We start from the raw sequence: 18,902 nt of genomic DNA, 5'->3' as shown, positions 1-18,902 counted from the left end.
GTTTGATACTGCGTATGTACAGCATGGGAATGAATTTGGATATAGTGCAAGAAACGGGTGCATCTGGTCGTCAGCTGGCCTATGCTGCATTTAATTCAAATGCACTTGACGATCAGAAGGCAAATTTTCCCGCCGTGACACAAACCATCCCAAAAAATATATGGGTTGATCATCTGAAGCGTATTCAGACAGACCAAGACCAGCAGGCCTTTGCTGAACTCTTCGGATATTTTGCGCCGCGGGTGAAAGCGTTTTTGATGAAATCAGGCGCATCGCCGGGCATGGCAGAAGATTGCACGCAGGAGGTTATGGCCACCCTCTGGCACAAAGCACATCTCTTTGACCCCAGCCGAGCCAGCGTATCCACTTGGATCTTTACCATCGCCCGCAACAAAAACATCGACGCGTTGCGCAAGCAACGACGCCCCGAACCCGAGGAGCTGACCTGGGGTCCTGAAGCGGAGCCGGAAGCCTCTGACGTTTTAGTGATGCAACAAGAATCAGACCAGTTGAGCCAAGCCATGAAAGCCTTGCCCGGCCAGCAGCGTGAATTGATTGAAAAAGCCTATTTTGGCGACCTCAGTCATGGCCAAATTGCTGCTGAAACCGGTCTGCCCCTTGGCACAATCAAATCGCGCCTTAGATTGGCCTTAACGAAACTCCGCCAGACGATGAAATGAATACAATGAACAAGATTACCCACCACCTTTCAGATCAACTCTTGATCGGCTATTCCGCAGGCTCTTTGCCGGAGGCTTTTAACCTGGTTGTCGCCACGCATTTGTCGATGTGTGACGAATGCCGCGCGGCTGCGCAAAGTTTCAATTCTATTGGTGGCGCGATTTTGCAAGCGCAGCCCACAGAAAATTTGGGTGACGCGGCCTTGGCCAAGACTATGGCCTTGATTGCCAAAGGGCCAAAAGCCACGGCGTCTAAGCCTGTTGGCAGCGATGTGCCTGATCCCTTGAGCGCCTACATTGGCGGTGGTTTGAATGATGTAAAATGGCGGCCCATTGGTCTGGGTGTGCGGCAGGCTGTGTTGAAAACCTCTCACGCCGCAACAGCGCGTTTGCTCTACATTCCCTCGGGAGCGGCTGTGCCGGATCATGGGCACCGCGGCACAGAGCTGACACTCGTACTACAGGGTGCGTTTCGTGATGAAACTGCGCGCTTTGCGGCCGGTGATGTTGAAGTGGCCGATGAGGAGTTGCACCACAAGCCTGTGGCTGAGATTGGTCATGATTGTATCTGCCTTGCCGCCACCGACGCCCCGCTGCGGTTTAGCGCTTGGATTCCGCGGGTGGCGCAATCTTTGTTCCGGCTATAGTTTCGGCAGGGGCGCAACCGGATCAAGCGCTTCTATCTCTTCAAAATCGAAATTGTCCAATTTATGCGCGCGCTTCCCGGCGCGTTCTGCGGCTGTGCTGATGCCTTCGATGTCTTTGCGCGCTTGGTTGAAATGGGTGTTGAGCTTATCTACCCGATCCACCACCAGCTCGACATCCCGGTGCAATTGCCGCAATGCGGTGCGAATGGCGCCGGCTTGTTCACGCATCCGCGCATCTTTGAGGATCGCCCGCATCGTGTTCAAAGTGGCCATGCAGGTGGTGGGGGAGACAATCCATACGCGCGCTTCAAACCCTTCACGGATCAACTCGGGAAAATTTGAGTGCAATTCGGCATAGACCGCCTCTGAGGGCAAAAACATGATCGCCCCGTCAGCGGTTTCACCTTCGATAATATATTTCTCGGAAATGGCCTTGATATGCGCTTTCACAGAGGTGCGCATAAATTTGACCGCATCTCTTGTGTCCAGCTCGGTCTTGGCGTTGCGCAGGGCCTCATAGGCCTCAAGTGGGAACTTGCTGTCTATGACAATTGGGCCCGGTGGATTGGGCAGGTGAATCAAGCAATCGGCACGCTTGCCATTGGATAGGGTGGCCTGCCAAGCATAGGCGTCGGACGGCAGGGCCTTGCTGACGATCTCTTGCAGTTGGATTTCACCAAAGGCGCCGCGGGTCTGCTTATTGGCCAGAATATCTTGCAGGCTGAGCACGTCACCGGAAAGTTTTTGGATATTGTCCTGAGCCTTGTCGATTGTGACCAAACGCTGTTGTAATTCGCCCAGTGAATTGGCGGTGGTCTTGGCATTTGTGGTCAGGTTGAGCGTCATTTGTTCCTGAACCGCGGCTAAGCGCGCTTCCATCAACTTGAGCATATTGTTTTGTTGTGCGGCCTGTGCCTCTGAGACATGGGTCAGGCCACCGGCCAATTGTTGTTGCCCGTCGCCAATGGTTTGCACTCTTTGGTTGAGATATTCCATTTGGTTTGTCAAAGGCGCTGTTGCTTGTGCCGCGCGTCCCGCAGCGCGGGCCACCATCAAAAGCAAAATCATGACCACAAGGGCAAAACCGCCAGCGGCCATCATTAAGATTAAGGTGATTTCAGGGGTGACTATCATGTGCGTCCAAACAACTTTTCAATATCGGTCATAGCCAAACTGACATAGGTGGGGCGACCGTGGTTGCATTGGCCTGAGTGTGGGGTCGCTTCCATTTCGCGCAACAGCGCATTCATTTCTTCGGCTTGCATCTGGCGGCCTGTGCGAACCGAGCCATGGCAGGCCACGCGGCTCAAAATCGCATCCAGCTGTGCTTGCAAGCTTTGCTGCGTGCCGCCGTCCGACAGCTCGTCGACGATATCCAAAACCAACCGCTGCACATCCACATGGCCCAAAAGGGCAGGCACGGATTGCACAGCAACCGCGCCTTGGCCGAAGGGTTCAATGCTGAGACCCATCTGCGTCAAGGTTTCGTTTTGCTCCATCAGAAGGGCTATATCGCCGTCAGACAGGCTGATCACTTCTGGAATCAATAGCGCTTGCGCGCGCACGCCGGTTTCTGCCATCTGGGCTTTGAGTTTTTCATAGACCAAACGCTCATGGGCGGCGTGAGCATCCACGATGACCAAGCCGTCTTCAGTCTGTGAGAGGATGTAGTTTTCATGCAATTGTGCCCGCGCCGCGCCCAAGGGACGGTGCTGGGCCTCAAGCTGTGGTGCTTCTTCCATCCGTGCCGAAGGCTGGGGATCAAACATGGTGTCGGTCTCAGCCAGACCGGAATATCCCGGCGCATTGCGGGGGCGATCCATCTGGTAGATACGAGGTTGGCTCGGTGTTTCGGGTGTAAAAGCGCCCAGGGCTGCACTGGATACGGTGGTAGAGGCACGATGCCCCGCCTCGGCCAGCGCGTGACGCAGACCGGAAACGATCAGGCCGCGCACCATGGCTGGCTCGCGAAACCGCACTTCTGATTTCGCAGGATGCACATTGACATCCACCAGTGTCGGATCACATTCCACAAATAGTGCCACCGCCGGGTGACGATCGCGCGATAGAAAATCTGCATAGGCTCCGCGCAATGCGCCGAGCAGCAATTTGTCTCGCACTGGGCGGCCATTCACGAAGAGATATTGCGCGACGGCGGCCCCACGCGAATAGGTCGGAAGGCCCGCAAAGCCCGTGAGGCTCACCCCCTCGCGTTCCGCATCGACGGGAATGGCGTTGTCGACAAAATCCCGGCCCATAATTTGCCCCAAGCGCCCACGGAGCGCGGAAAACATATCGCCCTGCTCAGCCTGAACTTGGAAGACCATCCGGTCCGTGCCGGTGTCGCGCAGTGAGAAGGCAATTGCCGGCTCTGCCATGGCCAAACGCTTGACCACATCGGCAATGGCTTGCGCCTCGGCGCGATCAGACCGCAGAAATTTGAGGCGGGCGGGCGTGGCGTAAAAGAGATCTCGCAGGGTTGCACGGGTTCCGGGCTGCATCGCGGCTGGGCGCACGGGGCTGAGCTTGCCGCCCATAACCTGCAATTCAGCGCCCGAGCCTGTTGCCGTACGGCTTGTCAATGTCAGCTTGCCCACCGCACCCAAAGAGGGGAGAGCTTCGCCTCTGAAGCCAAAACTTTGGATATTGAGCAAATCTGAGCCGTCAATTTTGCTGGTGGCATGGCGTGACATGGCCAAAGCTAGGTCCTCGGCTGCAATGCCACAGCCGTTGTCGGTGACCTGTATCAAACGCTTGCCGCCGTCGGCATATTCCACGTCGATCCGTGAGGCGCCGGCATCAATGGCGTTTTCCACCAACTCTTTGATGGCAGAGGCCGGGCGCTCAACAACTTCACCCGCTGCAATTTGATTGATTGCAGTTTCATTCAATTGCCGAATGATGGGTTGGCTTTGGCTTATATTGGGGTCAGGTTTGAGCATGCTACAATCTATAGCATGCTCTCATCCGATTCTGCTACTCTTCTGTGAGCCCTGTTGGCTGTCCCACCACAACAAAATTCAAGGCCTCTGGCTTGAGCAACTGCGCAGCCACGCGGTTGATTTCAGGCAGAGTGACCGCGTTGATTCTTGCGTTGCGGGTGTTGATGTAATCCAGCCCTAAACCTTGGCGCTGCATGCCCACTAGGATCCGGGCAATCTGTGAATTTCCATCAAACCGCAAGGGGTAGGCGCCGGTCAGATAGGTTTGAGCCGCGTGCAATTCTTCGGCGGTGACACCGTCACGGGCCAGCTTGCTCCATTCGTCACGAATGACCTCAATAGCGGCGCCAATTCGGTCATTGGCACTGGCCACCTGTCCCAACATCACATCGGCCTGATCCTTGCTGATCAGAATTGTCGAGATGCCATAGGTGAGCCCACGCTTCTCGCGGACTTCTGCGGTTAGCCGGCTTTCAATGCCATGTCCGCCAAGAATGGTGTTTAGAATAAAGGCCGCAAAAAAATCAGGATGCGCGCGATCAATGCCGCTGTGGCCAAAAATGGCGACGGATTGCGGTGTGGGTATATCCACCACGGTCAGACCGGCGGGGATGTCCAGCTCCAAGGGCGCCGTTTCGAGGGTGGACCCTGCCGGCAAATCGCCAAGCAAATCGTCCAGAATGGGCCCGAGCTCTTCGGCCGTAATATCCCCAACAGCCGAGATTGATATTGCATCCCGCACCAGAAGGTTTTGATGCGCGGCCAGCAAATCGGTGCGGGTCAGTGCCGCGACGGAGCTTTCTGTGCCTTGGTAAGAGGTTCCATAGGCGTGATCTCCAAAGGCTTGCTCTGACCAAACGCGCTGCGCTGTGTCTGTCGGATCTTGCGCATTTGAGGCCAGAATTGAGAGAACCTGTTGGCGCACCCTTTCAACGGCGTCTGGGTCAAAACGGGGCTGCATTAATGCGGTTTTCAAAAGGGCCAAAGCCTCGGCCCGGTTTTCAGTTAAAACCCGCACGGAAATAGACAGAGTGTCGTCGGTTACGTCAAAGCTAAAAGAGGCAGATAACGCTTCTTTCGCGGCTGCGAAGGCCTGCGAATCCAAATCTCCGGCGCCCTCTTCTAACAGTCCGGTCATCATAAAAGCCGCACCGCGCTTGTCTGGGGGATCAAGCGCTGCGCCGCCGGAAAACATAATGTTCAAAGCGGTGAAAGGGATTGCGGGTTCTTCCAAAACCCAGGCAGAGAGACCGCCCGGGCTGGTGACGGTTTTGACAGGGCTATCGGCCTGAACCGCGCCAGCCCACAGCAGGGCTCCTAGGGCTAGAATACGCATCATTGTGCTTCCTCCTTTGGTCCCATCATCCAGCCAGTCACAGAGGCTCGTTCATCAAACAACCGTTCGGCAAGCGCCATAACCTCCTCGGGGGTGACCTCTTGCAAGATCTGCGGCCAGGCCTGCACATCTGCAACCGTTAGTCCTTGCGTTAGGGCCGCGCCGTAGCGCTCTGCAATGCCTGAGACATTATCCATGGCGTAAATTTCGTTGGCGCGGAATTGGGACTTGATACGCTCAAAGAGTTCACGATCGATGCCTTGGGTCATAAAATTTGCAATCGTGGCATCTACGGCGTGTTCGATTTGCTGTAAGTCCACGCCGGGTGCAGGCACGGCCACCAGACTAAAGGTGCTAAGGTCCAAGGCCGTGGGCTTATATTGGGCGCTGGTGTAAATCGCCTGCTGTGTATCATATTGCAAGGCCTGACCCAGGACAGAGGTGGCGCCCGAGCCGCCTAAAATTTCTGCGAGATAGACCAGCACAGCGGCGGTTCGCTGATCGCCACTGTCGCGTGTCGGTGCGAGATACCCACGGGCGAAAAATGGCTGCGCGACCCGCTCATCACGAAAAATCACGCGGCGGGCGGCCCGATGGGGCGGCTCTTGTCTGCGCGCGCGTGGCGTAACGGCCGGATTGGCTGGCAGAGAACCATAGTATTGCTCCGCCAAGGCTTTAACCCCTGCTGGGGTGACATCGCCCGCCACCACTAAAACGGCATTATTGGGGGCGTAATGCTGTTTGTAAAAGGCCATCGCGTCGTCGTAATTCAGAGCTTCCAGCTCATGCATCCAGCCAATGATCGGCACGCCATAGGGGTGGTTCAGGAACAGAGCGGCTTGCAAATGTTCGTTAAACAAGGCGCCCGGCGCGCTTTCGGTGCGTTGGTTGCGCTCTTCGATTACCACATCGCGCTCAACGGCAATGTCGTCGGGGGACAGCTGCAAGCCGGTCATGCGATCCGCTTCCATCTGCATCATCAATTCCAAACGATCGGCTGCCACCCGTTGATAGTAGCCGGTGTAATCAAGATTGGTGAAGGCATTGTGCGACCCGCCATTGGCCGCCACCGTATCGGCCAGCTCGCCGGCATCTAGATTTTCTGTTTTTTTGAACATGAGATGCTCGAGAAAATGCGCGATCCCGGATTTTCCTGGCGGTTCATCGGCGGATCCAACTTTATACCACACCATATGCACAACCACAGGCGCGCGGTGGTCCTCGATCACCACGACTTGCATGCCATTGCCCAGCATGAAGTCTGTGGTTTTGCCTTGGGCCAGAGCCTCCAGTGGTAGGCAGAGACATAAAATGGCGAGTAATCTATTGAACATGGGTCTTCCTTCGCAACTTGTCGGAGGTTGATTGTGCAAAATTATTTTTATTTATCAGGAAAAAAGCGGCAGTCTAGGTGGGTGGGTTGGGTTTCTTGGTGTCACTGGCGAAAAGCATCACACCTAAGAGACCGGCAAATATGGCGATATCAGCAACATTGAACGCGAAGGGATTTTGCAGCCCACAGCAGGTGATGTTGAGAAAGTCTGCGACACTGCCATATAAGACTCGATCGATCGCATTGCCCAAAGCACCGCCAATCACAATACCGGCGCTGATGAGGGCGATGGGGCGTGTTTCGCGGCGCATCCAATAGGTCACAACACCACAAATGCCGAGGGCTATGGCAATCAAGATCCAGCGTGTGGCGAGGCCATTGTCGGAAAAGAGACCAAAGTTGATGCCGCTGTTCCAGGCCATGTGAAAGTGAATAAAGCCGGGCCAAACGCTAATTTGCCCCCGCTCAATCAGGTTCATATAAAACACCACCAGGTATTTCGTAACCTGGTCCAGCGTAAGAACGCTCGCTGCGCTTATGAGTAAGAGTTTTTGCATATCAGTGCCTAAAATGTCTCATGCCAGTAAAGACCATCGCCAACCCGGCCGCATCTGCGGCGGCGATAACCTCGTCATCGCGCATGGAGCCGCCCGGTTGGATTAACGCCGTGGCGCCGGCCTCAAAGGCTGTGATTAACCCGTCTGCGAAGGGAAAGAAAGCATCGGAAGCAACCACTGAGCCTTGCGTCAAAGGCGCCTCAAGCCCAAGAACCTCCGCCATATCCTGCGCTTTACGCGCTGCGATGCGTGTGCTGTCAACCCGGCTCATTTGCCCAGCGCCGATGCCAATGGTTGCGCCGTCTTTGACATAAACTATGGCGTTGGATTTGACATGTTTCGCCACTTTCCAAGCAAAGAGCAGATCTTGCAATTCCTGCGCCGTTGGTGCGCGTTTGGTCACAACTTTTAAATCGCTTGGCAAAATTTGACCCGTGTCCTTATCCTGCACAAGATAGCCGCCCGAGACCTGGCGTATGGTTTGGCTGGCGGCTGTGACGTCCGGCAAAGCGCCCATGGTCAGTAGCCGCAGGTTCTTTTTCTGGGCAAAGATTTTCTTGGCCTCTTCATCCGCATCCGGTGCAATCACGACTTCGGTGAAGATTTTACAAATTTCACTGGCCGTTGGTCCATCCAAAGTTTGGTTGAGGGCGATGATGCCACCAAAAGCGCTGGTTTGGTCGCATTGGAAGGCGGCCTGATACGCCCCCACAAGGCTCGCGCCTTGGCTGACCCCGCAGGGGTTGGCGTGTTTCACGATCACGCAAGCCGGACCATTCTTAGGATCGAATTCGGCCACCAATTCCACGGCCGCATCGGTGTCATTGATATTGTTGTAGGAGAGTTCCTTGCCCTGATGTTGCACGGCGGTGGCGACACCGGGACGGGCTTGTCCGTCGGTGTAGAACGCTGCGGATTGGTGAGGATTTTCGCCATAACGCAGCGTTTGCGCCAATGTGCCTGCAACCGCTTTGCGCCGGGGGGTGACATCCAAAGTATTGGCCAGCCAATTTGAAACAGCGGCATCATAGGCCGCGGTGCGGGCATAGGCATTGAGCGCGAGTTTTTGGCGAAACTCATACCCTGTCGCCCCACCATTCGCATCTAATTCTTGCAAGAGCGCGTCATAGTCTTCGGTATCCGTGACCACGGATACAAACCCGTGGTTTTTTGCAGCAGCTCGGATCATCGCAGGTCCGCCGATGTCGATATTCTCAATCGCCGTGTCATAATCTGCGCCTTTGGCAACGGTGGCTTCAAAGGGGTAAAGATTGACAACCAGAAGGTCGATCCCTGCAATCCCATGCTCTTGCATTGCAGCCAGATGCTCTGGATTGTCGCGCAGGGCCAGCAGCCCGCCATGCACTTTCGGATGCAGCGTCTTTACGCGCCCATCCATCATCTCAGGAAACCCGGTCACATCGGCCACATCCGTCACAGGCAATCGCGCATCGCGCAGTGCTTTCGCCGAGCCGCCGGTTGAGAGCAGCTCCACCCCCCGATCTGCAAGCGCCTTACCGAGCTCGAGCAGCCCAGTTTTGTCTGATACGGAGATTAATGCGCGTTTGAGGTCTACAAGCTGTGTCATGAGTTATCCTACGAATGTGCCACGCCCCACCGCCTGGCTTCTTAGGAGGCCTTTTGAGGGTTTTCGCTGGCTTTGGCCAGTGACCAACGGACGCGGGTGGTGATTTCTTTGATCACACCGGTCAAAACAATCTGCTGTGACGGGCGCGGGAATTGGCGACCATCCTCAAAATAGACACTTTCGTCCAAGGCCAATTCAACGCCCGGCTGACAGCGAAAGACCCAAATATCACCCGTGGCCAGAGTGAGGGAAACAGAGGCCGAATCAGGCTCCAGATTTGGGGTCACCTCTGGGTGCAGATGAAAGCGGATCGAAAAATGCAGCGGCGACTCCGATTTTGCCTGCGCCGCCTGCAAAAGCCGCACATCGCTCTCATCGGGAGCATAAAGCTCATCCTCGCCCACAAGCCCCTTGCTGTCGACCGGCAGATCAAGCGTGCGCGCATGAATGAGCCCATGGCTTTTTTGATAGCCATTGTGGTTCATCTGTAACCGCACCCCATCCACGGCCCGAGTTTTTTCCACCATCACCAAGCTGGGTGTTTCGATAAAAGGGCGGGTGCCATTGCGCTTCGGCGCAGCAAAGCGGGAGGAAGATAGCCCTTCGATCGCCAATGTCGCATGGGAGGCGGTGGAGCGGCCGGCTTGATGCCAATCCTCACCAAATCGTAGGCCCGATCCACAGTTCACAATGACGCGGGAGCGTCCGACTGAGAGCTCAAAGGCGCAGGTGGATGCATGGCTGGTAAAGCGCTCCTGGCCGAGGGGCGGGGCGGCGGCATCAGCGATCAACGACGTCGCACCGGCTGCGAGGCGGGCAAATCCCATCGCCGAATCCTGCAGAGCGCTGGCGCGGATTCCTGAGATGGCGAGCGCTTGATCCAAGACATATTCGCTGCCCTGTCTACCCCCGTGAAAGCGCGCTAAAGTGCCGTCACCGTGGCGCAGACTGCGCAGCACGGGCGCTATGCTTGCAAGGCTCTTCGTCAAAGCCTCTGGAACGGGGGCATGAGTCAATTCGAGTGATTGTTTGACCCACGTCAGCAGACTGAAAATATCCAAAAGCTCTTCGGGATTGCGCGAGGCAATCGTGCCATGCACATCTATTTGTGCTTGGCATTCCTTAACCAAGGCCGTCAGCGCCGGGGGCAGTATGCTTTGCATCCCGGCCAAAGATTGTGCCGCACAGATCAGCCCAGCCAGGGCTTCGAATCGCCCCCGCCCGGCGGGCAGGTGGCGCCAAGATGTGCTTAGTAAACGGGTTTGGAGTGCCATAGACTGACAAATCTTATCGCGCCGGCTTTGCGACAGGCCGTGCAGCAAAAAGGCCGAATGGTTGATCCAGCGGATCAAGCGCCGGCCGGTGACATCTGCGCTCCAGCCGGGCCCGAGCCCCATGCCAAAACCATCTATCCAATCCAAAATCCAAGCTTGGGCGGTACCCATGGCGCGGGCATCGCCATAGGTCGCCAAGTCATCGAGCCATCGAAACCCATGCAATTCAGCTGCAAACAGCGGGGATGGCGGCTTGTGGTTCCATATCGAGCTTTCACCAATGTCCATCATATGCCCGGTGAAGACAATTTTTCCTGAGAGAATGCGCAGGCCGCGATCAAAATCGCCCGTTGTCCAAGGCTCTGGCGTCGCGATCAACCCCACCTTCGGCTTAGACCAAGCCGCCAAGCGCAACAGCCAGCGATACCGGAGTTGCTGTATCCAAGACAGTTGATGAGAATATCGGGCCACAGGCGTACGCGATCCTAAAAATTGAGTGTTTCGTGGTTTTTATACGGCGAACACCTTACCCTGTCACCCTGATAAATGTCACCCGCGCCGGTTCATTCGGATAAGATAAAACCCATCCATTCCGCCGAGCTCGGACCAATAATCTGGACGCAAACGAAACCCGCCCTCCTCGGTGCGCCAAGCTGGATCCATGCCCTGAGGCAGGCTCGTATCCACGGTGAAATCTTTATGTCTGCGCAAGAAATTTTCCGCCTGCACTTCGCCCTCATCGGGAATCAATGAGCAGGTGCAAAATACCAGCTTGCCGCCCGGCTTCACCCGTCCTACTGTTGCATTAAGCATTTGTGTTTGAAGCTCAATCAGCTCTGAAATGCCGGTGCCATCCTTGGCGAAAGGTAGATCCGGGTGCCGGCGAATTGTCCCGGTGGCGGAACAGGGCGCATCGAGCAAAACGGCATCAAACTGCCGTGGATCTTGCCATTCAAGAATATTTGCCACCACCAATTCAGCGGCCAATTGGGTGCGGGCCAGATTTTCTGCCACCCGCTCCATCCGACTGGCGGAGATATCTAAAGCCGTGAGGACACCACCTTGGGCTGCCATTTGCATGGTTTTTCCGCCGGGCGCGGCGCAGACGTCCAACACGGTTTCACCGGGCGTCACCGCCAAAGCGGCAGCAGGCCAAGCGGCCGCGGCATCCTGCACCCACCATTTGCCCTCTGCAAAACCCTCAAGCGCAGAAATCTGCCCAATCTCGCCCAGGCGCAGGGATCCATTTGCCAAGGGCGTGCCGCCCAAAGTGGACGCCCAGGTTGCAAGATCGCCAGTGACCGTCAAATCCACCGGTGCGCCGCGCATGTGCGCGGTTTCGATGGCCATAATTGTGCCATTGCCATAGGCTTCGCGCAGAGGATTGCGCAGCCATTTTGGCAGCATTTGCACGGGGGATTTGTCCCATTTTCCAGTCACATCTGCGACAGCCTTGCGCAGCACAGCGTTGATAAGGCCCTTATAGGGACGGGTTTGATTGGAGGCGGCGCAAATAGAGACCAAATCATTGACCACAGCATGGGCTGGAGCGCCGAGCCCTGCGATCTCGACCAAACCCAGACGCAAAATGTTCAGCACTTCGACAGCTGGCAGCTTGGCCAAATGCGGCCGCAAAGCCCGATCCGCCCGGCCCACATGGCGGAGGGTATGGGTGGCCAAACGCTGGCTGCGGGCCCGATCTTCGGGCGCTAAGGCTTGGAAGTCGTCAGACTGCGTTAATTCAGAAAGCTGTTTATGCTCAGTCATCACACCGTTCAATATCCGCACAGCCGCCTGCCGTGGCAGGTTCAAAACGGGACGTTTGTTGGTTTGACCGGCCATGGAAAGTCCGGAGCGACCTGATTTTTGCGGGGGGCGGGGCATAAGCTATCCTTGCGATCTGATGAAAGCGGCGTATATCAGCCTTATGACAGAAAACAAGAAACCCGATCTCAAAGCCGCCGCCGCGCGCGCACTGGCTGAAGCTGAAGCCCGCAAAGCGGCACAACCTGAGCAGTCTCTGCCGCCAGAGCTTGGCGGGCGTGACGGACCCGAGCCCGTACGATTTGGCGACTGGGAGCGCAAAGGCATCGCGGTGGATTTTTAAGAGCGGACCGATATCATCAGCGCAGTCCAGGCTTTAGAACGGGTTTTTACAGCCCCAAGACATCCATCATATCATAGTGACCAGGTTTTTTCCCCTGCCCCCAAAGCGCGGCTTTCAGCGCGCCGCGGGCGAAAATGGCGCGATCTGTGGCAACATGGCGCAAAATGATGCGTTCGCCGGCTGAGGCGAAGAGCACGTCGTGTTCGCCAACGATATCACCGCCGCGAATCGCGGCAAAGCCAATATCACCGCGTTTGCGGGCACCGGTGATGCCATCGCGGCCACTGTCGCGCATATCACTCAATGAGACACCGCGGCCTGCGGCGGCCGCTTCCCCCAGCATGAGGGCCGTACCAGAAGGGGCATCCACTTTGTGGTGGTGATGCGCTTCGATAATTTCGATGTCGAAATCCTCATCCAAGGCGGCGGCGACTTTTTCGGTCAATTTCGTAAGAAGATTTACGCCAAGTGACATATTCCCAGCACGCACAATCACCGCGTGGCGGCTGGCCGGTTCGAGCTTTTCTAGATCGTCCTCGCTCATGCCAGTGGTTCCGATGACATGCACGGCGCGGGCTTGCGCGGCGAGGGCGGCAAATTCCAGCGTGGCGGCGGGGGCGGTGAAATCGATAACAGCCTGAGAGAGCGCAAAAGCCTCAAGCGGCTCATCGGTGACAACCACGCCCACAGCTTGGCCGCCCATAGCCTCACCAACATCGCGGCCGACCCAGGGGTGTCCCTTGCGTTCAACTGCGCCGACAAGCCTGGCTTTATCGCTGTTCAAAACAGTTTGCAGCAGCATTTGCCCCATGCGCCCAGAGGCGCCGGTGATGGTGATTGCGGGGGTTTGAGCCATGACATTCTCCTTTCTTGCTTATGTGGCGCAAAGTTTTGCCACTTGCAAACCTATTGGTACAGCGCCTATGACCTCTTCCATGGCACAAAGCAGATCACACAAAAAATCCGGACCTTCGCAACGGCAACTGAAAGTCGGCGAGGTTATTCGCCGAACGCTGTCTGAAATTCTGGCCCGTGACGAGATTCACGATCCCGAACTGAACCGCATTTCAATCACTGTCTCAGAGGTGACCACCTCGCCAGATTTGCAGATTGCGACTGTCTACATCATGCCTCTGGGGGGTAAGCTCTATGAGGAGTCGATTGCCGCATTGGCGCGGAACAAAGGCCAGATTCGCAGCATCGTCGGTCGCAAAGCAGGGCTGAAATTTGCCCCTGATCTGCGGTTTCGCATCGATGAGACTTTTGATCGGATAGACAGCACCCGCGCCTTATTTGAGCGCGAAGAGGTGCGCCGCGATCTCGGGCCGGATCCAGAGGTTGAGGATGCAGCAGATACGGGCTCTCAGAGCGATTGACCTGCTGCGCTGCCCGGGCTAGGGCAGCCGCCTAGAACGCATGAGGGACTTATGGGACGCACACGCAAGGGCCGGGACATTTCCGGTTGGGTCATTGTTGATAAGCCTGCAGGCCTGACCAGCACGGCTGTGGTCAATAAAATTCGCTGGGCATTTGATGCTAAAAAAGCGGGCCATGCGGGGACTTTGGATCCCGAGGCCACGGGGCTTTTGGCTGTGGCGCTGGGCGAGGCGACTAAGACCATCCCCTATATCACGGATGCAACGAAAGCCTATGAATTTACAGTAAACTTTGGTGCGGCCACGAATACGGATGATGCGGAGGGTGAGGTGATCAAAACCTCTGATCTGCGACCCGATGATGCGCAGATTGTTGAAGCCTTACAGGAGTTTCTTGGGGAAATCATGCAGGTGCCGCCGCAATTTTCCGCTGTGAAAATTGACGGGCAGCGGGCCTATAAATTGGCGCGCGCGGGCGAAGAAATGCAGATTGCCGCCCGGCCGCTTTGGGTCGAAGAGCTGTTGCTTAGTGATCGACCCTCAGCCGATCAAGCGGTCTTGGAAATGACCTGTGGCAAGGGCGGATATGTGCGTTCGATTGCGCGGGATTTGGGAGAGGTTTTGGGCTGCTATGGCCATGTGGCGCAATTGCGTCGCCTGTGGTCGGGCCCGTTCGATTTGGAACATGCGGTCAGCCTCGAACAGATCGAACCCTTTGCAAAAACCTCCGAGATTGACCAGTTTCTGCGTCCTTTAGAAGAAGGTTTGACGGATCTGTTGCAAGGAACAACCAATGCCGAAGGCGCGGCAAAATTGCGCAATGGCAATCCGGCGATTTGTTTTACCGCCGCAGAGTATGGCGATGAAATTTGGGTCAGCCATGAGGGCAAAGCCCAGGCGATTGGGCGTTATAAATCAGGCGAAATTCATCCGACGCGGGTGATCTTGCAAGAGTAAGTGCCGCCCTCGTTCCTGTGCCTTTTGCATCCTTTGATGGGTCTTCGCATGACGATTTTGGGTGGAATTGAACGGATGTTCAAAAAAATTGATTGACCTTTGGCAACCCGCAGTTCCATTATCTGACCAGAGCCTATGAAAAGGCGCCGGGAACCGGCATTGGGAGGATAGTATTTTGACTGCGACGGATTCGGCGGATCTGGTCTCTATTCCAGCATTATTGGCACGCAATGCGCGTGAGTTTGGCGATAAAGCGGCCTATCGCGAGAAAGAATTTGGCATTTGGCAAAGCTGGACTTGGGTTGAAGCGGTGGAGCAAGTGGAGGCTTTGGCCTTGGGTTTGCTCTCGCTGGGCGCACAAAAAGGCGATCATGTGGCGATTGCGGGTCGCAACCGTCCGTATCTTTATTGGGCAATGTTGGCGGCGCAATCCATTGGCGCTGTACCCGTGCCAATTTATCAAGATGCGGTGGGAGATGAGATTGCCTATGTTCTGGATCACTGCAATGCGCGGTTTATCGTGGCCGGTGATCAGGAGCAGGTGGATAAGATCCTCGACATTCGCGACAGTTTGAAAAATCTTCAGACTGTCATCTATTTGGATCCACGCGGTCTGCGCAAATATGACCACAGCATCCTCAAGCAATATCAAAGCTTGCAAGAGGAAGGCCGGGCGGCGCGGGGAGATTTGGGCGACGAGCTGGCCAAACGCCAAGCGGCGCAGACCTATGATGACACCTGCGTGATGCTCTATACCTCCGGGACAACGGGCCGCCCAAAGGGCGTGGTCTTGTCCAATCGAAACGTCATTGAAACCTCAAAAAACTCATCGCAATTTGATGACTTGGGCCCGGGCGAAGAAGTGTTGGCTTATCTGCCGATGGCCTGGGTCGGTGATTATACCTTCTCGATGGGGCAAGCCCTGTGGACGGGTTTTTGCGTCAATTGCCCTGAGAGCGCAGAGACGATGATGACGGATTTGCGTGAAATCGGTCCGACCTATTATTTCGCCCCGCCGCGCGTGTTTGAAAACCAGTTGACCAATGTGATGATCCGCATGGAAGATGCGGGCCGTCTCAAGAAATGGATGTTTGACAAGGCGATGGCCCATGCCAAGCGCGTCGGGCCCGCGCTATTGAGCGGGGCCTCGGTCGGCTTTATGGATCGGGTGAAGTATTTTCTGGGGGATATTTTTATCTATGGCCCGTTGAAAAACACCCTTGGCCTGAGCCGCGTGCGCATTGGCTATACAGCCGGTGAGGCGATTGGGCCGGAGCTGTTCGATTTTTACCGCTCGCTTGGGATCAACCTCAAACAGCTGTATGGGCAAACAGAAGCTACGGTTTATGTCACCATTCAACCCGATGGCGAGGTGCGGGCCGATACGGTTGGCGTTCCGGCACCGGGCGTCGAAGTGCGCATTGGAGACAATGGCGAGATCTATTACCGGTCACCGGGCGTTTTTGTGGAATATTACAACAACCCTGAAAGCACAGCATCAACCAAGGATGCCGAAGGCTGGGTGGCCACGGGAGATGCGGGCTTTTTTGAAGAGGACACGGGCCATCTGCGCATTATTGACCGGGCCAAAGATGTTGGCAAAATGGCTGATGGGCGTTTGTTTGCGCCAAAATATGTTGAGAATAAGCTCAAATTCTATCCAAATATTTTGGAGGCTGTCGTTTTCGGCAATGACCGGGACTATTGCACCGCCTTTGTGAATATTGATCTAAATGCAGTGGGCAATTGGGCCGAGCGCAACAATATTGCCTATGGCGGCTATCAAGAGCTGTCCCAGCACCCGCAGGTATTGGACATGATCCAAGCCCATATTGAAGAAACCAATCAAAGCATCGCGCAAGATCCGATGTTGTCGGGCTGCCAAGTGCGCCGCTTCTTGGTTCTGCATAAGGAATTGGACGCCGATGACGGTGAAATGACCCGCACGCGCAAGGTGCGTCGTCGCACGGTTGAGGATAAATTTGATGATCTGATCGTTGGCCTTTACGGCGGCGCGCTGTTTGTTGAGACCACTACTGAGGTGACATATGAGGATGGGCGCAAGGGCTCGATTTCGGCAAAATTGGAGCTGCGGGATGCAGCGCTTGCCGCTGAGCAACAGATGGCTGCCCAATGATTGTATCCATGCCCGCAGTGATCATTCAATATTCTTTGGAGTATCCGCCCCATGTTTGACCAAGCTGAAAGTTTTGTAACCGCAGATGGCCGAACCATTGGTTCTGTGATGATGGAAATGAAGAATATCACCCTGCGGTTTGGCGGGGTGGTGGCGATCAAGGATATTTCCTTTGATGTGCGCGAGGGAGAAATTCGCGCGATTATCGGACCCAATGGCGCTGGGAAATCCTCGATGCTCAATGTTATTTCTGGCTTTTACCATCCCCAGGAAGGGGAGGTCTGGTACAAAGGCGCCCGCCGGCCTGAAATGAAACCCTTTGAAGTCGCCCGCCAAGGCATCGCGCGGACCTTCCAAAATATTGCGCTTTTCGAAGGCATGAGCGTTTTGGATAACGTCATGACCGGCCGATTGAACCATATGAAAAGTGGTATTTTAAGCCAGGCGATTTGGTATGGAAAAGCCGAACGTGAAGAGACAGAAAACCGCGCAGTTGTGGAGCGTGTCATTGATTTTCTCGAAATTCAACATATCCGCAAAACACCTGTCAGCCGCTTGCCCTATGGTTTGAAAAAACGCGTAGAATTGGCCCGCGCCTTGGCGGCTGATCCCAAGCTGCTGTTGCTGGATGAGCCGATGGCGGGGATGAATGTGGAAGAAAAAGAGGACATGAGCCGCTTTATTCTCGACGTGAACGATGAATTTGGCACGACGATTGTTTTGATTGAGCATGACATGGGTGTTGTGATGGATCTATCTGACCGTGTGGTTGTGATGGATTATGGTAAGAAAATTGGCGATGGGCCGCCCGACGAAGTGCGCAACAATCAGGCGGTGATTGATGCCTATTTAGGGGTCGCGCATGATTGATCGTATGAAATTTATGGGCGGCGGCGTCACGCAGGCTGCTCACAATACCGGCACGGAGGCGTAAGCTATGTTCCCAGATCAGTTTTTATTCGGTGTCGAAGTTGTAATCAATGGTTTGATGGCTGGTGTGCTTTATGCGTTGGTAGCTTTGGGGTTTGTTCTAATTTTCAAAGCTTCGGGCATTTTCAACTATGCGCAAGGGGTTATGGCCTTGTTCGCGGCGCTGACCCTTGTGGGCATTATGGATGGTCAGGTTCCATTTTCCCATTTGATCAACGCGATCTTTGGCACGGATGTGCATCACTTCGGTTGGCACGTCCCAGCGTTTGCGGCCATTCTGATGGCGATTGCCGTGATGGTTGGTCTGGCCTGGATGGTTCAGCATTTCATTTTCCGCCATTTGGTGGGGCAAGAGCCAATTATCCTATTTATGGCAACCATTGGGCTAGCCTATCTGATGGAAGGCTTTGGGGATTTGATGTGGGGCTCTGATATCAAGAAACTTGATGTTGGCATTCCGCAGGGTGGTAGCTTTTGGATTGAGGAAGCTACGGCATTTTTAGGTGGCTCGAACTTCTACGGGTTTTTCATAGATCAGCTGGATATTGTTGCGGCCATTGTGGCGATTGTTTTAGTGGTCCTGTTGGTGGCATTTGCTCAATACACGAAGCAAGGCCGCGCCATGCGAGCCGTGGCAGATGATCACCAAGCTGCTTTGTCTGTTGGCATATCTTTGAGCTTCATTTGGGTCTTAGTCTGGTCACTTGCCGGTTTTGTGGCCTTGGTCGCTGGCATCATGTGGGGCGCGAAATCGGGCGTGCAGTTTTCATTATCGCTTATTGCACTCAAAGCGCTTCCTGTGTTGATACTTGGAGGCTTCACTTCAATCCCTGGTGCGATTGTCGGCGGATTAATTGTGGGTGTTGGTGAAAAATTGTTTGAATTCCTTATCGGCGCGCCCTTCTTGGGTGGCGCGACGGAGAATTGGTTCGCCTATATGCTGGCTCTGGTGTTTTTGGTCTTTCGTCCGCAAGGCTTGTTTGGGGAGAAAATCATTGAGCGTGTATAACTCATGTACCTGCGCCCCAAGGGGTTTTG

Annotated in this window: 17 protein-coding genes; 8 read left to right on the top strand and 9 right to left on the bottom strand. The window is 55.2% G+C overall.

The genetic code is table 11. The features are described from left to right. Window positions 1–29 precede the first annotated feature (29 nt). Window positions 30–680 carry a sigma-70 family RNA polymerase sigma factor gene (locus tag RCA23_RS14670; RefSeq protein ID WP_424450371.1) on the top strand — a complete coding sequence of 217 codons (651 nt, stop codon included), beginning with the start codon at window positions 30–32 and terminating at the stop codon, window positions 678–680. Window positions 681–685: 5 nt separating this feature from the next. Continuing rightward, window positions 686–1,327: a ChrR family anti-sigma-E factor gene (locus RCA23_RS14665; RefSeq protein ID WP_081870987.1), complete on the top strand. Its 642-nt coding sequence runs from the start codon at window positions 686–688 to the stop codon at window positions 1,325–1,327. Here the strand turns inward: RCA23_RS14665 and RCA23_RS14660 are convergent. The 8 genes from RCA23_RS14660 to RCA23_RS14625 all read right to left on the bottom strand — a co-directional run bounded on the left by RCA23_RS14660 (window position 1,322) and on the right by RCA23_RS14625 (window position 12,199). Beyond that, window positions 1,322–2,461, bottom strand: a complete 1,140-nt coding sequence (locus RCA23_RS14660; RefSeq protein WP_044050930.1) for a DNA recombination protein RmuC — start codon at window positions 2,459–2,461, stop codon at window positions 1,322–1,324. The two genes, RCA23_RS14665 and RCA23_RS14660, sit on opposite strands and share 6 nt — an antisense overlap. Then, window positions 2,458–4,269: a DNA mismatch repair endonuclease MutL gene (gene mutL, locus RCA23_RS14655; protein ID WP_044050929.1), complete on the bottom strand. Its 1,812-nt coding sequence runs from the start codon at window positions 4,267–4,269 to the stop codon at window positions 2,458–2,460. Before mutL ends, RCA23_RS14660 begins: the two co-directional genes overlap by 4 nt. A gap of 34 nt (window positions 4,270–4,303) precedes the next feature. Further along, a complete protein-coding gene (locus tag RCA23_RS14650; protein ID WP_044050928.1) occupies window positions 4,304–5,608 on the bottom strand; it encodes a M16 family metallopeptidase in 1,305 nt (434 codons plus the stop codon). Beyond that, the gene (locus RCA23_RS14645) at window positions 5,605–6,939 is read right to left on the bottom strand and encodes a M16 family metallopeptidase (protein WP_044050927.1); all 1,335 of its coding nucleotides are present in this window, start codon (window positions 6,937–6,939) and stop codon (window positions 5,605–5,607) included. The genes RCA23_RS14650 and RCA23_RS14645 overlap by 4 nt, the downstream gene beginning before the upstream one ends. Before the next feature lie 73 nt (window positions 6,940–7,012). Then, window positions 7,013–7,495 (bottom strand): signal peptidase II, encoded by a 483-nt coding sequence (gene lspA, locus RCA23_RS14640; RefSeq protein ID WP_044050926.1) that lies wholly within the window; start codon window positions 7,493–7,495, stop codon window positions 7,013–7,015. Window position 7,496: 1 nt separating this feature from the next. Continuing rightward, window positions 7,497–9,083: a bifunctional phosphoribosylaminoimidazolecarboxamide formyltransferase/IMP cyclohydrolase gene (gene purH / locus RCA23_RS14635; protein ID WP_044050925.1), complete on the bottom strand. Its 1,587-nt coding sequence runs from the start codon at window positions 9,081–9,083 to the stop codon at window positions 7,497–7,499. Between the two features lie 41 nt (window positions 9,084–9,124). Next, window positions 9,125–10,828 carry a heparinase II/III domain-containing protein gene (locus RCA23_RS14630; RefSeq protein ID WP_169701428.1) on the bottom strand — a complete coding sequence of 568 codons (1,704 nt, stop codon included), beginning with the start codon at window positions 10,826–10,828 and terminating at the stop codon, window positions 9,125–9,127. A gap of 78 nt (window positions 10,829–10,906) precedes the next feature. Further along, on the bottom strand, window positions 10,907–12,199 hold the full coding sequence (locus RCA23_RS14625) for an RsmB/NOP family class I SAM-dependent RNA methyltransferase (RefSeq protein WP_052377292.1): 1,293 nt from the start codon (window positions 12,197–12,199) through the stop codon (window positions 10,907–10,909). An 85-nt stretch (window positions 12,200–12,284) separates the two neighbouring features. On the opposite strand from RCA23_RS14625, the gene RCA23_RS14620 reads away from it, so the two are divergent. Continuing rightward, window positions 12,285–12,464 (top strand): DUF1674 domain-containing protein, encoded by a 180-nt coding sequence (locus RCA23_RS14620; RefSeq protein ID WP_044051633.1) that lies wholly within the window; start codon window positions 12,285–12,287, stop codon window positions 12,462–12,464. A gap of 46 nt (window positions 12,465–12,510) precedes the next feature. On the opposite strand, the gene dapB is transcribed toward RCA23_RS14620, so the two are convergent. After that, entirely contained in the window at window positions 12,511–13,320 is an 810-nt protein-coding gene (gene dapB, locus RCA23_RS14615) for a 4-hydroxy-tetrahydrodipicolinate reductase (RefSeq protein WP_044050924.1), read from the bottom strand. Window positions 13,321–13,399: 79 nt separating this feature from the next. On the opposite strand from dapB, the gene rbfA reads away from it, so the two are divergent. From rbfA to RCA23_RS14590, 5 genes are all read left to right on the top strand, one after another. Next, window positions 13,400–13,840 (top strand): 30S ribosome-binding factor RbfA, encoded by a 441-nt coding sequence (rbfA, locus tag RCA23_RS14610; RefSeq protein ID WP_052377291.1) that lies wholly within the window; start codon window positions 13,400–13,402, stop codon window positions 13,838–13,840. A gap of 51 nt (window positions 13,841–13,891) precedes the next feature. Further along, entirely contained in the window at window positions 13,892–14,797 is a 906-nt protein-coding gene (gene truB, locus RCA23_RS14605) for a tRNA pseudouridine(55) synthase TruB (RefSeq protein WP_044050923.1), read from the top strand. Between the two features lie 175 nt (window positions 14,798–14,972). Beyond that, window positions 14,973–16,934, top strand: a complete 1,962-nt coding sequence (locus RCA23_RS14600; RefSeq protein ID WP_236631373.1) for an AMP-binding protein — start codon at window positions 14,973–14,975, stop codon at window positions 16,932–16,934. A 51-nt stretch (window positions 16,935–16,985) separates the two neighbouring features. Continuing rightward, complete coding sequence (locus RCA23_RS14595; RefSeq protein WP_044050922.1) at window positions 16,986–17,804, top strand: ABC transporter ATP-binding protein; 819 nt, start codon at window positions 16,986–16,988, stop codon at window positions 17,802–17,804. A gap of 67 nt (window positions 17,805–17,871) precedes the next feature. After that, window positions 17,872–18,873, top strand: a complete 1,002-nt coding sequence (locus RCA23_RS14590; RefSeq protein WP_044050921.1) for a branched-chain amino acid ABC transporter permease — start codon at window positions 17,872–17,874, stop codon at window positions 18,871–18,873. Window positions 18,874–18,902: the final 29 nt, after the last annotated feature.

The sequence above is a fragment of the Planktomarina temperata RCA23 genome, assembly GCF_000738435.1.
Classification (GTDB): domain Bacteria; phylum Pseudomonadota; class Alphaproteobacteria; order Rhodobacterales; family Rhodobacteraceae; genus Planktomarina; species Planktomarina temperata.
The sequence above is the reverse complement of the archived record's forward strand: the minus strand, read 5'-3'. Positions and strand labels throughout refer to the sequence as shown.

What these genes read in the sequence shown, in the direction of transcription:
- lspA (WP_044050926.1), bottom strand. Translation starts at nt 7,495, where the DNA reads ATGCAAAAACTCTTACTCATAAGCGCAGCGAGCGTTCTTACGCTGGAC.
- RCA23_RS14595 (WP_044050922.1), top strand. Translation starts at nt 16,986, where the DNA reads ATGTTTGACCAAGCTGAAAGTTTTGTAACCGCAGATGGCCGAACCATT.
- truB (WP_044050923.1), top strand. Translation starts at nt 13,892, where the DNA reads ATGGGACGCACACGCAAGGGCCGGGACATTTCCGGTTGGGTCATTGTT.
- RCA23_RS14620 (WP_044051633.1), top strand. Translation starts at nt 12,285, where the DNA reads ATGACAGAAAACAAGAAACCCGATCTCAAAGCCGCCGCCGCGCGCGCA.
- mutL (WP_044050929.1), bottom strand. Translation starts at nt 4,269, where the DNA reads ATGCTCAAACCTGACCCCAATATAAGCCAAAGCCAACCCATCATTCGG.
- rbfA (WP_052377291.1), top strand. Translation starts at nt 13,400, where the DNA reads ATGGCACAAAGCAGATCACACAAAAAATCCGGACCTTCGCAACGGCAA.
- RCA23_RS14660 (WP_044050930.1), bottom strand. Translation starts at nt 2,461, where the DNA reads ATGATAGTCACCCCTGAAATCACCTTAATCTTAATGATGGCCGCTGGC.
- dapB (WP_044050924.1), bottom strand. Translation starts at nt 13,320, where the DNA reads ATGGCTCAAACCCCCGCAATCACCATCACCGGCGCCTCTGGGCGCATG.
- purH (WP_044050925.1), bottom strand. Translation starts at nt 9,083, where the DNA reads ATGACACAGCTTGTAGACCTCAAACGCGCATTAATCTCCGTATCAGAC.
- RCA23_RS14665 (WP_081870987.1), top strand. Translation starts at nt 686, where the DNA reads ATGAACAAGATTACCCACCACCTTTCAGATCAACTCTTGATCGGCTAT.
- RCA23_RS14625 (WP_052377292.1), bottom strand. Translation starts at nt 12,199, where the DNA reads ATGGCCGGTCAAACCAACAAACGTCCCGTTTTGAACCTGCCACGGCAG.
- RCA23_RS14645 (WP_044050927.1), bottom strand. Translation starts at nt 6,939, where the DNA reads ATGTTCAATAGATTACTCGCCATTTTATGTCTCTGCCTACCACTGGAG.
- RCA23_RS14670 (WP_424450371.1), top strand. Translation starts at nt 30, where the DNA reads ATGAATTTGGATATAGTGCAAGAAACGGGTGCATCTGGTCGTCAGCTG.
- RCA23_RS14590 (WP_044050921.1), top strand. Translation starts at nt 17,872, where the DNA reads ATGTTCCCAGATCAGTTTTTATTCGGTGTCGAAGTTGTAATCAATGGT.
- RCA23_RS14650 (WP_044050928.1), bottom strand. Translation starts at nt 5,608, where the DNA reads ATGATGCGTATTCTAGCCCTAGGAGCCCTGCTGTGGGCTGGCGCGGTT.